This is a genomic window from Enterococcus sp. 6D12_DIV0197, assembly GCF_002174385.1.
GTDB classification, from domain to species: Bacteria; Bacillota; Bacilli; order Lactobacillales; family Enterococcaceae; genus Enterococcus_D; species Enterococcus_D casseliflavus.
Map to the genome: position 1 here is coordinate 655,174 of NZ_NIBN01000001.1, position 16,094 is coordinate 671,267.

Consider the following 16,094-nt stretch of genomic DNA (forward strand, 5'->3'; position numbering starts at 1 on the left):
GGCAAAAAAATGAATACACAAAAGAAACATATACCTAGTATGGTCATCGCATATTTGTTTCTGATCGTTTTATGTATCATCTGGGTTATTCCATTGATTTTTAGCTTCGCCACTTCTTTTCGTTCTCAAACCGAAATCGTCTCCACTGGGTTTCGTTTATTACCCGTAAACTGGATATTAGATAACTATGTAGCGATTTTGACTAATACGTCTACTGCACCAATAATGCAGTGGTTATGGAATTCAATGTTTATCGCAGTCACGCACACTGTTTTAGTTGTGATCGTTGTTTCAGTGACCGCTTATGGCTATGGCAGAATGCGGTTTAAATACCGTGATCGTATCTTTTATCTTTTGATGGGGATCTCGATGTTTCCCGGTGTAGTGAATTTGATTCCGTCTTACAAAATCATTGAAACCTTCGGCTGGGTCAACTCTTCTCTTGCCATGATCATTCCAGGCTTAGCAGGGATGGGAAATATCTTTCTTGTGCGACAGTTTATGAAAGGTATCCCGCTTGAATTTGACGAGTCAGCACGAATGGATGGTGCAGATGAATTTACAATTTTTGCAGAGATCATCGTTCCTTTGATCAAACCTGTGTTGATCGTTGCAGGCCTCTTTTCTTTCACAGGTTCATGGAATGATTTCTTGTGGCCAGTGATCGTGTATACGGATGTTAGTAAAATGCCGATCACAGCCGGTTTACTATTACTACAAGACATTTATGGCAACTACCGAATGATTGGTCAATTGATGGGCTCGGCATTGATTGCGATCATTCCCACCGTCATGCTGTTTCTATTTGCTCAAAAATACTTCATTGAATCTATGAACTTAAATGCAGGAATAAAAGGATAGTGAAGATCATGAATCGAAAATTGGAAAGAAATTTACTACGTGCCAGTGCGGTCTGGGATGTCTGTATTGGTCTTGTAACGATGTTTGGGTATTATCCTTGGTTTGAAGAACAAGGGATCGCAGCATTTCAAAATCAAAATCAGTATGAATACTTGCAGTCAAGTCTGGTAGGAATGATATCGAAGGTAGTTATGATCGTTGCGTTAGCGACGATTTTGATGGGCGTTATCAGTTGGATCAACGCGAAGAATATGCGAGACAAACAAATAAACAAAGGAACGATACGTTGGATGATCGCCTGTGTCATCATCCATTTGATCATCTATGATGTGATCGGTGTTGTCCTCTATTTACTAGCTACGACGATGTATATGTCTAAAAACAAAGCAATAAAAATACTAAAAACGGAAAATGGAATTATTTAAGAAGGTGTAGAATTTATGGCAGAAAATTATTTGGAACCGATTGTATTAGAACGTGCAGACCCATGGATATACAAGCATACCGATGGATATTATTACTTCACTGGATCAAAACCAGGGTATCAGGAAATCGAATTAAGGCGTGCGAAAACCTTGAAAGGACTGGCTGACGGTGAAGTAAAAGTCATCTGGACGGCTCATGCCGAAGGCCCCATGAGTGAACTGATTTGGGCACCAGAGATTCATTTTATTCAAGGGAAATGGTACATCTATTTTGCTGCTGCAGATCATGGAGAAGTCAGAAATGATCAGCATCATCATCGGATGTTTGCGATCGAAAATGCGAATGAAGATCCCTTTGCAGGCGAGTGGGTAGAAAAAGGACAGATCAGGACGCAATTTGAGAGTTTCAGTTTAGATGCTACGGTATTCGAACACAGGAACCGATTGTATTATGTCTGGGCACAAGCAGATCCAAACATTCCAGGCAATTCCAATCTTTATTTATCAGAGATGGAAAATCCTTGGACATTGAAAGGAAAGCAGATTCTGCTGAGCATTCCTTATTATGAATGGGAAAAAATTGGCTTCAAAGTGAACGAGGCACCAGCTGCTTTGATTAGAAATGGAAAAGTGATCATTACTTATTCAGCCAGTGCGACGGATGAAAACTACGCGATGGGACTGTTGTGGGCAGATGAGGATAGTGATTTATTGAATGGATATTCTTGGCATAAGTTGAAGGAACCAGTCTTTTCAAGTTCTGAACAAAATTCCCTATACGGACCAGGACATAACTCCTTTACAGTCGATGAGGAGGGGAAACAAGAGATCTTAGTGTATCATGCAAGACCAGAAAAAAATGATTACAGTAATCCTTTAGAAAATCCCAATCGACATGCGTATGTCCAACCGTTTACTTGGAAAAAAAATGGATTACCTGATTTTGGCGAACCCGGTGTAGTCAAAGGATAGATAAAAGAGAGGGAAAAAATGAATACAAAAAGAAAAATGCTCTGTTTAACCATGTCCGTTTTTTTTACTAGTTTATTTCTTGCTGGCTGTCAAACAGGAGATGCTGCTGAGCAACTTTCACAAAAGGAGTGGGAAACAACGACAAAAAATCGAGTGTCGATTCATGACCCATCGATTACTTCTATTCATGTTGGTGACCAAGAGCTGTTTTACGTATTTGGTTCGCATCTCGCCCAAGCGAAAACAGAAGATTTACAAACTTGGGAAGTGCCTTTCACTCACGAATATGAATCAATGGAAGACAATATGATCTATGGTAACACAAAAGAAAATCTAGCTGAGACTTTTGAATGGGCAGGCTATGATGATGCCGATTCACAAGGTGGTTACAGCCTTTGGGCACCAGATGTCATTTGGAATGCTGATTATGAATGGTCAAATGGAGACAAAGGAGCCTACATGCTCTACTACTCAGCTAGTTCTACTTGGCGGCGTTCAGCGATTGGATTGGCCGTAGCTAAAACGATCGAAGGACCCTATAGCTATGCGGATACCGTGATCTATTCTGGCTTTACAGAAAAAGATTCGACAGATGGTAGTGAACGCAATACCAACTATCAAAATACCCATTTGGCCAAATTGATCAAAGAGGGGAAAATCAGTGGGTTCAGTGAAAACTGGGCGATCGAAGATGGTCTGACGTATAACACCGATTATGCACCAAACGCCATTGATCCAGCGTTGTTTTATGATGAAGAAGGGAAACTATGGATGACCTATGGTTCTTGGTCTGGCGGTATCTTTTTATTGGAAGTTGATCCAGCCACTGGAAAACCAATGTATCCTGGGGAAGATAGCACGACGGAAGATGGGCGTATCATTGATCGCTATTTCGGGATCAAGCTTTTTGGCGGCTATCATCAGTCAGGAGAAGGTCCCTATATTGTTTATGATGAGGAAACCGATTATTATTACCTATTCGTCACTTACGGTGGTTTAGCAGCAAAAGGTGGTTACAATATGCGACTATTTCGCGCTGAAAAACCAGAAGGACCTTACCTTGATGCCCAAGGAAATAGCCCAATCTTAGAACAAGGGGACCAAAATTCAAACTACGGCATCAAATTGATTGGCAACTACCAATTCTCGTTTCAACAAATGGGGTATCGAGCAGCGGGACACAATTCGGCGATCATCGATGAGAATGGTCAGTGGTCCTTGGTGTACCATACGCGCTTTAACAATGGAACCGAAGCCCATGAAGTGCGGGTCAACAGAATGTATATGAATGAGGAGGGCTGGCCAGTTCCAGCACCCTACGAGTATCGAGGCAATGAACAAGTAGCGGATGCTTTGACAGAAGATGACATTATCGGGCGCTATGAAATCATTAACCATGGTACCGACAATGGAACGACCATGCTAAAAACGCAGACGATCGAGCTTCAAAAAGATGGAAACGTTACTGGTGACTTGACCGGAACTTGGACGTACGATGCGGGATACTTGGCATTGACTTTTGAAGAAGCTACCTTCAAAGGAATTTTATTAACTCAGGAAATAACAGAATTTGAACAGCAAAAATTAACGTTCTCAACGATTGGCGATAATAATGAGTCCATTTGGGGAATCAAAGAATAGGAGTATAACAATGACGATTAATATTCAAAACACAAAATCAGGAACAACGATCAGCAAATATATCTACGGTCATTTTGCAGAGCATCTAGGCCGTTGTATCTATGAAGGATTATACGTTGGAGAAGATTCGCAGATCCCAAATAAAAATGGGATGAGGATCGATGTGGTTGAAGCACTGAAAAACATTCAAATCCCTGTGCTTCGTTGGCCTGGCGGCTGCTTCGCCGATGAATACCACTGGAAAGACGGGATTGGTCCTAAAGAAAACCGCAAAACGATGGTCAACACTCACTGGGGCAGCGTGACTGAAAACAATCATTTCGGGACCCATGAATTTTTTGAATTGATCAAGCAGCTGGAATGTGACGCGTATGTCAACGGCAATGTCGGCAGCGGAACGGTGCAAGAAATGTCGGAATGGGTGGAATACATCACGATGGATGGCATTTCTCCGATGGCTGATCTTCGCAGAGAAAATGGCCATGAAGATGCGTGGGAAATGAAATTCTTTGGCGTAGGAAACGAAAACTGGGGCTGCGGCGGCAATATGCGGCCAGAGTACTATGCGGATCTGTATCGCCGCTATCAAACCTATGTCCGCCAATACGGTGACAAAAAAATCTACAAAGTTGCTGGCGGAGCGAATGTCGCAGACTATCATTGGACAGAAACGCTGATGAAAAACGCCCATTGGTTGATGGACGGCCTAAGCTTGCACTACTACGTTCATCCGCAGGGCTGGGAAGAAAAAGGGAGCGCCTTGGAATTTGATGAGGCAGAGTGGCAAGTGACCTGTGAAAAAGCAGCCTACATGGATGAATTATTGACCCGCCACAGCGCGATCATGGACCAGTATGACCCAGAACAGCGTGTGGGAATCATTGTTGATGAATGGGGCACTTGGTTCTCAGCAGAACCTGGGACGAATCCAGGCTTCTTATACCAACAAAATACGATTCGTGATGCCATGGTCGCAGCGATCACCTTGAATATTTTCCATAAACATGCCAAGCGAGTGCATATGGCAAATATCGCACAAACCGTCAACGTCCTGCAGGCGATGATTTTGACAGATGGCGAACAAATGGTGAAAACCCCAAGCTATCATGTCTTTGATTTGTACAAAGTCCATCAAGATGCTGAAACCATTGATAGCCATGGAACTAGCAGTGATACCATTACGTATACGATTTCGAAAAAAGAGGATACGATCCATCTATCGGTTTGTAATTTTGCTACCCAAGGCACGGAAGAATTAACCTTCTCCCTGGAAACAGCGATCAATGAAGTGAAAGAAGCTCGTTATATCGTGGGGGACAAAATGAACGCACACAATGATTTTGATCATCCTGAAGATGTGGTGATCCAAGACTTCACCGCTTACGATGTTAAAGAGAACAAAGTCAGCTTGCGGGTGCCAGCAATGAGTGTTCTAACGATCTCATTGACAGTCTGATCCCATGACTTGTAAAGGATGCGAAGTGAAAGATGCTGCTGCAGCAGCACAGGAAGACATTGAATCCTTGATTGCAGAACAACTTTCTTTAGAAAGCGACTTGGCTTCGCCGGAGATCGTCAGTAGGAGAATCGTTGTTTGTGAGACTTGTCCATTGCGATTGAATCATACCTGTACCAAATGCGGCTGCTTTTATCGGTTTCGCGCAAATTTAGCTAAGAAAAACTGTCCTGCAGGAATGTGGGAACAAACAGGACAGCTCGTCAAGTAGCTGTCCTGTTTGTTTCAATTGGTCAAAAGGATTAACAGATAAACTATTTTTTTGATTACGCTTACATAATCGTTGTAGATACGCTATGATTAAACGAAAAACAATGTTAACAAAGTGGAAAGTGAGCGAGTGATTCAATGAAAATAAATCAACCTGCAGCGCTTGCTTATTATGAAGCTGCGAACCATGGCACGGAAGATTTCCCATTAGCATATTATCCTAATTTAGTGAGTGTTTGGCGAGAATTCTTTTTTGTGCCACATTGGCATAAAGAAATCGAAATTTTATGTGTCCATCAAGGACAGCTAGAATTAGTCGTTAATGGAGTCTCACGCAAGATTAAGGCAAATACGATCGTCCTGATTCCTCCCAACACTTTACACACTGCCTATCGAATCGCACAACAAAGCTGCCGTTTTTCGTGTATCGTTTTTTCTGAACAATTAATCACGAGTCGACAATCAGATAGAATTCAAAGCCAACAAATCGATCCTTTTTTGATACAAGAAGGTGTTACTTCTTATGTGGATTTTCCAGATAAAAGTCAACAAAGTCTCACCTTGTTTCAACTATTTGATCAATGCTTTATGGGGAAATCGTCCTATCGTGAATTACGTCTGAAAGGGATTGTTATCCAACTCTTGTCACATCTATTAGAAGTTGGGACCGACCAGCCAGCAAAAAAATCAAGCGAGCGCCTCCAAGAAAAACGGGAAAAAATAGTTTTATCTTATATTCATAGTAATTATCATGAAATGATCCAATTACAAGATTTGGCCGATTCTGTTTCCTTAAGTAAAGAGCAATTTACACGATTTTTTAAACAATCATTTCGAACTTCCCCAATGGCTTATCTAAATCATTATCGCTTGATCCGATCGGCAGAATTGTTGCGAGAGACTGATTTGACCATGGTGGCGATCGCTCAAGCTGTCGGTTTTTGTAATAGTAATCATTTTTCTGTGTGCTTCAAAAAGATGTTTGGTGAGACCCCTACACAATATCGGAAAAATGACATGATTACGATAGAACACGCCATAAAGTCGAAGGATAGCCCTCTGTAATCCAGCTATACTGAAAAAAAGGAGGGTTCAAAAATGTCGTTTTTTTCAATAGGTGAGAATTACCTCGAATTTCAAAATGGAAATGAAGTCGTGCGCATTATTGCTTGGGGCACGAACAGTTTGCGGGTGGTGAGTGCACCGTCTGGTGAACTAGATTTATCCTGCTGTGCATTATTAACACAAGATTCTAAGGCCGAGGTTGCGATTGAGGGGGATGTAGGATCTATCGGTAATGGAAAAATCCACGCAGTAGTCACCAAAGAGTCAGGCTGGAACAACTGTGGCAAGATCACTTTTTACAATCAAAAAGGTGAAGTGATTTTGAAAGAAGCAGCATCTGGCGGTGCGCTCTTGAAAAAGGCGCGGTTTTTCAAGTCGATTATTGGAGGAGATTTTCAACTAAAAGCTACTTTCGAAGCCAATCATGAGGAGAAAATCTATGGTATGGGGCAATATCAACAGGATATTTTTGATCTAAAAGGGTGTAATTTAGAATTAGCGCATCGAAATTCACAAGCTTCGATCCCCTTTTATTTATCAAACAAAGGATACGGCTTTTTTTGGCACAATCCAGCAATCGGTTCGGTCTCTTTTGGTAAAAATACGACCGAATGGCGTGCCGAAAGTACGAAGCAATTGGATTACTGGATCACTGCTGGAGAGACACCAGCTCAAATCGAAGAACAATTTAGCCAAGTGACAGGACGGGCACCTATGATGCCCGAATATGGTCTAGGATTTTGGCAATGTAAACTTCGCTATGCGACACAAGCGGAAGTAGTGGCGATCGCTAGGGAACACAAAGAGCGGAACATTCCCGTTGATGTACTAGTGATCGATTATTATCATTGGCCGCGCTGTGGTGATTTTCGCTTTGATGAAAATTTCTTTCCAGACCCCAAGGCGATGGCAGAAGAAGTACGAGATAAATATGGAATCGAGCTAATGGTATCGATCTGGCCCCAAATCGACACGCGTAGTGAGAATTTTCAAGAGATGAAAGAAAAAGGCTTATTAGTCAAAACGGATCGCGGCATTGATGTACAGATGTTGTTTCATGGGAATAACATTTTTTATGATCCAACAAATCCTAAAGCTCGAAACTATGTCTGGGAGAAAGCATCAAAAAATTATGTCAATAACGGCATTCGCTTGTTTTGGTTGGATGAGGCTGAACCAGAATTTGGTACGTATGACTATGATTCCTATCGTTATTATGTAGGGAGTGTGTTGCAAAAAGGCAATATTTATCCCCGTGAGTATGTTCGTGGTTTTGATGAGGGAGAAGCCTCCTCACAAAAAGAACATTCAATCAAATTGGTTCGTTGTGCTTGGGCGGGCAGCCAACGATATGGGGCATTGGTTTGGTCCGGCGATATTCATTCGACTTATCAAGACTTTCGCAACCAAATCGTTGCTGGCATGCAAATGGGGTTAGCAGGCATCCCGTGGTGGACAAGTGACATCGGCGGATTTCATGGTGGTTCTGTGACAAGTCTAGATTTTCAAGATTTATTGATCCGCTGGTTTCAATACGGGACTTTTTGTCCAGTCATGCGATTGCATGGTTCACGTACTCCCCATAAAAAAATCTTCAAGGCAGATGGTGAAGAAACAGAGCAAACCGGAGCAGCTAACGAAATATGGGCGTTGGGGGAAAAGAACTATGAGATTATGAAAAAATTTATTGGAATTCGTGAATTGATGCGGGACTACTCGCGTGAATTGATGCGCGCAGCTCATGAAAAAGGAACGCCAGTCATTCGCCCAACTTTTTATGAATTTCCAGAGGATCACCAGGCATGGGAACTGACAACACAGTATCTCTATGGTTCTGATATTCTAGTAGCGCCCATCGTTGTAGCGCATGCTACTGAGCGTGAGGTATATTTGCCAACAGGAGCAAAATGGACCGATGCTCGAGATGGAACTATCTATGAAGGTGGACAATGGATTGTCGCACAGGCACAAATTGATTCCTTACCAATCTTTTTACGAGAGGGAAAACAGAGTTACTTGATTCATGAAGTGTAACTGGAAATGGTTACGGTGAGTTGTTTGTAAGACTAGTAGGTACCTTGTTGAGAGGGGAAGAACCATATGAATAGAAAAGCAACACAATGTGCTCAGCACATTGTGTTGCTTTCATTGAGAGGACTATTGTAATGGGCTTTTGAGTAACAAGACACCATGAGTAGGAACCTCAGCATCGGCAATTGTTTGTTCTTTTTGTTGCCATAACTCAGTGCCGCTTTTAATTGGTAGTAAAGCAGCGATCGATTTTGGGATGGTTTGCGTTTGATCAGAAACATTGAAAATGGCATAGTAGACGGCTGTGTCGCTCAACGCCTCCCAAATGATCCACTCTTGATCACGATAGAACTCTTTTTTCGTATGAATTCTTCGATACATTTCTAAGACTTCAGTATTCGTCAATAAACGTAAGGTAAAGGGATCGATGTCTGGTAAAGTACCACCGAACATCAATGGAGATTGGAAGATCGTCCATAAACTCATCAATAAGTATTGCTCGTCTTCCGTAAAACGTGTCCAGCTATCACCACCGCCACCATCAACTGCCCGAATGCCGATATGACCCAACGGCAGCATATCACAGTCAGGCCAGTTACCTGGACGGACGAAAGGTGCCCACTCTGCTGCTCGGTCAAACATGGCGTAAAGGGCGTCCCAATGATCCCAAAAGTCATCCGTCAAGCGCCACATATTGGCATGATTTTGAAAGAAACTACCATTTTTGAGGGCAGCTGGTCCGGGAGACAAAGAAAGGACGATCTCTCGACCCGATCGATCGATCGCACGGCGAATCGCTTTGATTTCTGCTTTATGGGCATCACCGTAAATTTTCGAATCGCCGATATCATCCACCTTTATAAAGTCAACACCCCAAGAAGCATATAATTCGAGCAAAGAATCATAATAAAGCTGTCCTTCAGGCAAGGAAACATCGACCCCATACATATCGGAATTCCAAGGGCAGATTGAATTCATAGCAATGTCCCGTGCCCGTTTATCCGTTCCTTTGATCGGCGTATTTTGATGAACTGCTTGTCGTGGAATGCCGCGCATGATATGGATACCAAACTTCAGCCCTTTTTGATGCAGATAGTCACCAAGTCTTTTGAAACCAGCGCCATCTTTTGCTGAAGGGAAACGGTTCTCAGCAGGAATCAAGCGAGAATAGTCGTCCATACACAACGGATAAAAATCATTGTACCTTGTAGACTTTGCTTCTGGTTCGCTCCATTGAATATCCACGACGACGTACTCCCAACCATAAGCTTTCAAATGCTCTGCCATAAAATCGGCATGGGCGATCACTTCTGCTTCGGTTACAGAAGCGCCATAGCAGTCCCAAGAATTCCATCCCATTGGGGGTGTTTGTGCAAAATGTAAAAAAGACATTGATTTCCTCCTAGTACGTTTTTCTTATAGTATAGTAAGCAATAAAAAAGAGAGGGAAAGTTTTGTCTACTAGAAATAAAAAAGAAAGAAATCGTCAACGAATGAAAAAGGAGTTGATCAATGGTGTTTCCACAAGAAACAAACTATGCGAAGATTACAGCATACTATAGTGTTGCCCTTGAGCGTTTTTCCATGGATCCACATCAACACCCAGCGTGTGAGATCATGTTTGTGACCAAAGGGAAGTGTAAGATAAAGGTGCAAGATCAAGTAATTGTTCTGGAAAGAAATGATTTCGTTTTCATAAACGCGTTTGTGGAACACGCCTTACTCGTTGAAGGAGATTCCTGCACCTTACTGAATATTGAATTTCTTCTGAGTGAGACACCGTCCGGCCTTTGTGTTCGTGATGTTTTTGCATACATCAAAGCAAATGTACAATTGAATGAGCCTTACGCGAAAAGTCGCGATGTCCGCCAATTTGGACAAGCGATCAAGTCATTGCTGCAGCTGCTAATGATCGATGATACTCAAGAGCAACCGTCTGCTGAACGGCAATTTACGATCGAGCTCTTGTTTAAGCGGATGTTGATGGAATTAGCCTTTTCATTACGTACGAAAGAAACCAAACGGGGCAATTGCTATGTGAACGCTGCGGTCAACTATATTCAACAGCATTTTGATGAAGATATTCAAGTCTCTCAAATCGCAGCGGCTGTGGGGATTACGAAAGCCTACTTGCATAAACTCTTTCATGAGCAACTGGGAGTGACGGTCAACCATTTTCTCACTAGTGAGCGTCTGAAGCAGGCAGCATTTTTACTAAGCAATAGTCAGCTGCCAATCGTCGAAATTGCCGCTCAAGCAGGATTCAACAGTAGGCAGCACTTTACCAATACCTTTAAACAGAAAAAAGGCATGAGTCCTAAAGTCTATCGTCAAATCTACACCCATCAAATCAAAGAAGAAGCAGGACAACATATATTAGGGGAACATACAGCTTTTTTAAGAATGAAGTAAAGACATATAGTTAGAAAGTGTGAAGCGATTGAAGATAAAAATGAAACTTATGGTAACGATCATTATTGCGAATGTCGTTACTTCGTCACTGATCATTCTCTTTTTTTCTAATACCGCGAATAAGATCATTGATAAAAATATGGAGATCCAAGCGAAAGAGATCGAGGTCTCTATTTTACGTAATATCCATACGATCAGTACGGATCTTAATCATATCAATTATAAATTGATTATGGATGGCTACGACACGTTGAAAGAGGCCAGTGAACAACCACGGATTACGAGAGACACCTTTGAGAGCATCAAACTGACTATGGAATTGAAGGAGATCGTGGAACCATTGTATCAATTTCAATCTTATTTGCTGGGAATGGCGATTTATTCCAAAGAAAATCGGTTGATGTCGTTTGGGTTAGTTGATCCAGTTGTTGAAGAAACGTTGATTGGTTACACCAATGAGGCCGCTTATGCAAGAGAAATTGATGATTCGACTGTTTATATCAAAAATGAAATCAAAGTCGGACAAGTAGTCCTAGGGCACTTGGTGGGATTTCTTCATACAAGCGAGTTTCTTAATGATCAATTAGAAAACCTCCCAGCTGGGACGCAGATCGCCTTGTTAGATCAAAAGCAAACGGTGCTTGCTGAAGTTGGCACCATTGATGAAGACCAAGCCAATTTGTATGAGAAATCATTCTATAGTGAAGAAGTCGAAGCGTGGTTTCATCTCCATCTCCCCAAAAAACCATTTTTGGGACCGTTGACACAGAATTTGCGACTGATGATTTTCCTGTGTATCGTGATCGTCAGCATGAGTATTTTTGTGGCTACGCTGATTATATTAAAACTGTCGAAACGAATCGATCAATTAAACCAAGCAATGGAGCGGGTCAAGAATAAGGACTTATCGACCACTGTTGAGATTCAAGGAAATGACGAATTAAAACAAATGAGTATAGTCTTTAATTCGATGGTTGCCAATATCAATACTTTAATGGAAGAAAATAAAGCCAGAGAAAAAGAGAAAAAAGAAATTGAAATCGACTTTCTACAAGCTCAAATCAACCCCCATTTTCTGTCCAATACGCTAAACTCGATTACCTGGATGGCTGAATTACAACAGGCTAACAATATTGCCCATCTTTCGAAATCACTTGTATCATTGTTGCATGCCACGATGTATAAGGGACAAGACTTGATTCCTTTGTCTGAAGAAGTAGCCCATGTCAAAAGCTATGTTTCCATCCAAAAAGTTGCCTATATTGATAGCTTTGATGTTCATTGGGCGCTTGATCCAGCGATTTTATCTTGCCGTATCCTTCGATTTATTTTGCAGCCCATTGTTGAAAATAGCATTTTGCACAATTTTGTTGGAACGAATAGCGAAAAAGGGCAAATAAAAATAAGTGGAGAAAAAAAGGGAGATAAGCTTTGTTTAATGGTTGAAGATAATGGCAATGGACTAACAGAAGAAGCGATAAAACAGATAAATGAGCGAGAAAAAAGCAATGGAAAACACTATTCGAAAATTGGTATCCATAATATCGATAAACGAATCAAGCTCTACTATGGTCCAGACTATGGGATCACATATGAAACAGAGTTAGGGGTTTATACCCGGGTCATTATTGAGCTTCCTATGATTGGAGAAAAAGACGATGAAAAAAATAGCCCTCTTAGATGATGAGTTGATTTCACGCAACAAAATAAGTACTATTTTACAAAATTTCCCTCAATTTGAAATTGTACTCAGTACGGCAAATCCTTACGAGTTGTTAAATTATCTGGAGATTTATTCTGTAGATCTCATTTTTTTAGACATGAATATGCCAATTATGAATGGCTTAGCCTTTTTAGAACAATTGGAACTGATCGATCGCACGACTAAAGTGATCGTGATGAGTGGCTACGCCGACTTTAATTATGCGAGTGGTAGCATGAAATATGGAGTCGTTGACTATCTTTTGAAACATGAATTGAGCGAGGAAGTGATTTCGGAAGCGCTGAAAAAAATCAATTTTTTTACAGACGAGCCAATGGCTGCGCCTGCTTACGAGACACCCTCTCTACGAGACTTTTTTCATGGAAATACAAGCTTCTTGATGCAACAGTATCCGCATTTTGTAACTGAAAAAATGGTAGGACTTGTTATGATACCTATCTCTATCAGCAAAAATGTTTGGGACAAAGAAAAGTATAAACGAAAAGTGAGCGCTGTTTTAGAGCAATTGATTTTAGACACAAAGAATGAAACCATAGAAATGCTCTCTTTCGTGACTGATGATGGGAAGCTTTTTATGCTTTACTCGTTTGCAAAAATCAAATCCTATAAAGCGATCAATGATTACTTGGAAACGATCAAAACCAAGTGCTACCATGCTGCCAAGCGCTTACTAGATGTTGAACTTTTTCTCCTGCGATCCCCAGTAAGCAATCAACTGTCGGAGGTATTAGAACTATTTAAGAGCGATGAACGAATCTCAGATTTACTCTTTTTTTCACGTCCGAATGAGTTGCTGCATTTTTCAAGCCAAGAATGCAGTAAAAACGTCTTTCAACAGCATGAGATCGCTTTGTATCTGAAAAAAATCTATTTTTATACCAAATACATCGAACCAGAAAACATCGAATATTATAGTAAAAAACTGTTTGAGTATATAAGAGAAAAACGGGTCGCACGTTCGCTGGCCTTAGAGCTAATTGCACAAATTGATTTTCAAATCAGTTTAGCGATGAGTAATAGCTTTAGACAGCCGATGGAAACGATGATTCAAATCAATTATTATCAACAGTTCGATACGTTACTAAGAATCGAAGCAGATTTTTTTGAAGCCATTTCATTAAGTGTAAAAAATTTCCAAAAAGAAGTCTTTAAGCCTGTTGACGAGCCGGTAAAAAAATGTATTCTTTATCTTCATCAACACTTCAAAGAACCGATCAGCTTGCAGACCTGCGCCGAAGCGATTGATTTAAATTATTCCTATTTAAGTAGGGTGTTTAAGCAGCAATGGGGACAGTCTTTTTCAAAATACTTGTCTGAGTTGCGGATCGATTATGCAAAATTATTGTTGAGTACCTCGTCTTGTAGTGTCAATGAAGTCGCAAGGCAAAGCGGATTTGCGAACTATAATTATTTTTTTCGTGTTTTTAAAGAACGTGTAGGAATCTCTCCATATCAGTTTAACCGCAACATTATGGACTATGAATGAAGCGGATCATGTAAAAATGGTTGGCGAGTAAAAAAAAGAGAGTAGAAGTAAAAATTGTTAATAAAAGCGTTTTCATTTTCGACGTTATACTTAGTGTAACAAGAGTGAAAGGGATGAGAAAATGAAAAAATTAGGTTTGGTGTTTTGTTCTGCAGCATTGATCGGATTGCTCTCTGGATGCGGGGGAGGATCTTCAAGTGAGGGAGATGGAGAGTCGTCAAGCAACCAGTTAAATGTGTTAGTGGTAAAACATGGCTTGACGCAAAAGAACAAAGATATTGAGTGGTTGAACAAACTAGAAGAAGAACTTGAGCTGACCATAAAGTGGGAGGAAGTTTCCGCTGATTGGGATCAGAAAAAAGCCCCAATGTTGGCTTCTGGAGATATTCCCAATTTGATTCTGGGACCAAATGTTGTGACGGATGCGGAATTTGCGAAGTTTCCTGGCTTGTTCACCGATTTATCTGATCACTTAGATGCCCTGCCAAATGTTCAAAAGATGTTTGAAGAAAAACCAGAAACAAAAGCACTTGCTACTCAACTGAATGGAGAGATCTATGGCTTACCAAAATACCAGCGTTTTTGGCCTAAATCTGCTTCTCGTCAATATATCAATCAAACGTGGCTGGACAATCTTGGGTTAGACGTACCTGAAACATGGGATGAACTATTCGAAGTGTTGGTCGCATTCAAAGAAAACGATGCGAATGGAGATGGGGATGCCAGCGATGAAATTCCAATGGATTGGAGTCCAGTTGGAACCGGCGGTTTTGGCTATTTCCAACCAATGCAGCTTTTAGCAAGTACGGGTATCGTTGTTTCTGAAGGAGGAAATACCGGCTACTTTGCTGAAAATGGACAGGTAGGCAACTTCTTTGTTGATGAGCGTTACAAAGAAACAGTGGAATTTTTGAACAAGTGCTGGGAAGCTGGCTTGATTAATCCTAAGGCTTTTTCTCAAGATTATAGTGCCTATCAGTCCACTGGTAGAGGAGAAGGCGAGACGGCAAAAGTCGGTTTTACTTGGGGCTGGGAAGCTTCAGACCGATTTGGTAATCAGTTAGCAGATCAATATACATCAATGGCACCATTGATTCAAAAAGCTGGAGTGGAACCGACATGGAGCTATGAAACCTCGCTTAATTATGGGGTAAACTTTGCCGTTGTTTCCTCTCAAACCAAAAATATGGACGGAGCCTTAAAATTCGTCAATGCGCTATACGATCCAGAAATCGGAATCCAAGCATTGTTTGGGTCATTGGGCACTAACATCGAAAAAGACGGGGACACTTACCGCGTCTTGCCACCTGCAGATGAAAATGTCGATCCAGGGACATGGAAGTGGACAACAACTTGGGCGGACAATAGTCCAATGTATATTTCAGACGCTCTTGATGTCGAACTTGGCGCAGATATGAAAGCGAATGAGGTCCAAGATGAAGTGTTGCATCCTTACGTGGATAAAATCGTTCCTGAAGAACAAGTAGTACCATTCAATCTCTTGAAATTTAGTAATGAGGATGCCACAACACTAGCAAACAACAATACAACGATCCTCAATGAAGCAATGACAAAATTTGCTAAATGGGTGACAAAAGGCGGCATTGAAGATGAGTGGGAGCAATATGTCACAACCTTGCAAAATAGCGGCTTAGATCAAAATATCGAGATCGTTCAAAAAGGATTTGATCAATATTACGGGAATTAAGTGAGTGGTGAGGCTGGTCAGAGTTGAGTAAAGCAATCGCAAGT

General features: G+C 41.2%; 13 protein-coding genes. 12 read left to right on the top strand and 1 reads right to left on the bottom strand.

What is annotated here, in order from left to right:
- The first annotated feature begins 9 nt into the window (after window positions 1–9).
- The 8 genes from A5867_RS03180 to A5867_RS03215 all read left to right on the top strand — a co-directional run bounded on the left by A5867_RS03180 (window position 10) and on the right by A5867_RS03215 (window position 8,724).
- On the top strand, window positions 10–861 hold the full coding sequence (locus A5867_RS03180) for a carbohydrate ABC transporter permease (protein WP_005227285.1): 852 nt from the start codon (window positions 10–12) through the stop codon (window positions 859–861).
- Window positions 861–1,286: a hypothetical protein gene (locus A5867_RS03185; protein WP_005227286.1), complete on the top strand. Its 426-nt coding sequence runs from the start codon at window positions 861–863 to the stop codon at window positions 1,284–1,286. The genes A5867_RS03180 and A5867_RS03185 overlap by 1 nt, the downstream gene beginning before the upstream one ends.
- 15 nt (window positions 1,287–1,301) lie before the next feature.
- Complete coding sequence (locus tag A5867_RS03190) at window positions 1,302–2,258, top strand: glycoside hydrolase family 43 protein (RefSeq protein WP_016609615.1); 957 nt, start codon at window positions 1,302–1,304, stop codon at window positions 2,256–2,258.
- 18 nt (window positions 2,259–2,276) lie between these two features.
- Window positions 2,277–3,899, top strand: coding sequence for a glycoside hydrolase family 43 protein (locus tag A5867_RS03195; RefSeq protein ID WP_016609616.1), 1,623 nt, complete (start codon window positions 2,277–2,279; stop codon window positions 3,897–3,899).
- A 10-nt stretch (window positions 3,900–3,909) separates the two neighbouring features.
- A complete protein-coding gene (locus A5867_RS03200) occupies window positions 3,910–5,355 on the top strand; it encodes an alpha-N-arabinofuranosidase (RefSeq protein WP_087626840.1) in 1,446 nt (481 codons plus the stop codon).
- Between the two features lie 4 nt (window positions 5,356–5,359).
- Complete coding sequence (locus A5867_RS03205; protein ID WP_005232191.1) at window positions 5,360–5,626, top strand: DUF6171 family protein; 267 nt, start codon at window positions 5,360–5,362, stop codon at window positions 5,624–5,626.
- 137 nt (window positions 5,627–5,763) lie between these two features.
- Window positions 5,764–6,690, top strand: coding sequence for an AraC family transcriptional regulator (locus tag A5867_RS03210; protein ID WP_016609618.1), 927 nt, complete (start codon window positions 5,764–5,766; stop codon window positions 6,688–6,690).
- Between the two features lie 33 nt (window positions 6,691–6,723).
- Complete coding sequence (locus tag A5867_RS03215) at window positions 6,724–8,724, top strand: TIM-barrel domain-containing protein (RefSeq protein ID WP_087626841.1); 2,001 nt, start codon at window positions 6,724–6,726, stop codon at window positions 8,722–8,724.
- A 123-nt stretch (window positions 8,725–8,847) separates the two neighbouring features.
- Here A5867_RS03215 and A5867_RS03220 read toward each other — a convergent pair whose 3' ends face one another.
- Window positions 8,848–10,113: a glycoside hydrolase family 27 protein gene (locus A5867_RS03220; RefSeq protein WP_087626842.1), complete on the bottom strand. Its 1,266-nt coding sequence runs from the start codon at window positions 10,111–10,113 to the stop codon at window positions 8,848–8,850.
- Between the two features lie 120 nt (window positions 10,114–10,233).
- On the opposite strand from A5867_RS03220, the gene A5867_RS03225 reads away from it, so the two are divergent.
- The 4 genes from A5867_RS03225 to A5867_RS03240 all read left to right on the top strand — a co-directional run bounded on the left by A5867_RS03225 (window position 10,234) and on the right by A5867_RS03240 (window position 16,050).
- A complete protein-coding gene (locus A5867_RS03225) occupies window positions 10,234–11,133 on the top strand; it encodes an AraC family transcriptional regulator (RefSeq protein ID WP_087626843.1) in 900 nt (299 codons plus the stop codon).
- 40 nt (window positions 11,134–11,173) lie between these two features.
- A complete protein-coding gene (locus A5867_RS03230) occupies window positions 11,174–12,817 on the top strand; it encodes a sensor histidine kinase (RefSeq protein ID WP_087626844.1) in 1,644 nt (547 codons plus the stop codon).
- The gene (locus A5867_RS03235; RefSeq protein ID WP_016609624.1) at window positions 12,792–14,342 is read left to right on the top strand and encodes a helix-turn-helix domain-containing protein; all 1,551 of its coding nucleotides are present in this window, start codon (window positions 12,792–12,794) and stop codon (window positions 14,340–14,342) included. Before A5867_RS03230 ends, A5867_RS03235 begins: the two co-directional genes overlap by 26 nt.
- 121 nt (window positions 14,343–14,463) lie before the next feature.
- A complete protein-coding gene (locus A5867_RS03240) occupies window positions 14,464–16,050 on the top strand; it encodes an extracellular solute-binding protein (protein WP_087626845.1) in 1,587 nt (528 codons plus the stop codon).
- The last annotated feature ends 44 nt before the right edge of the window (window positions 16,051–16,094 follow it).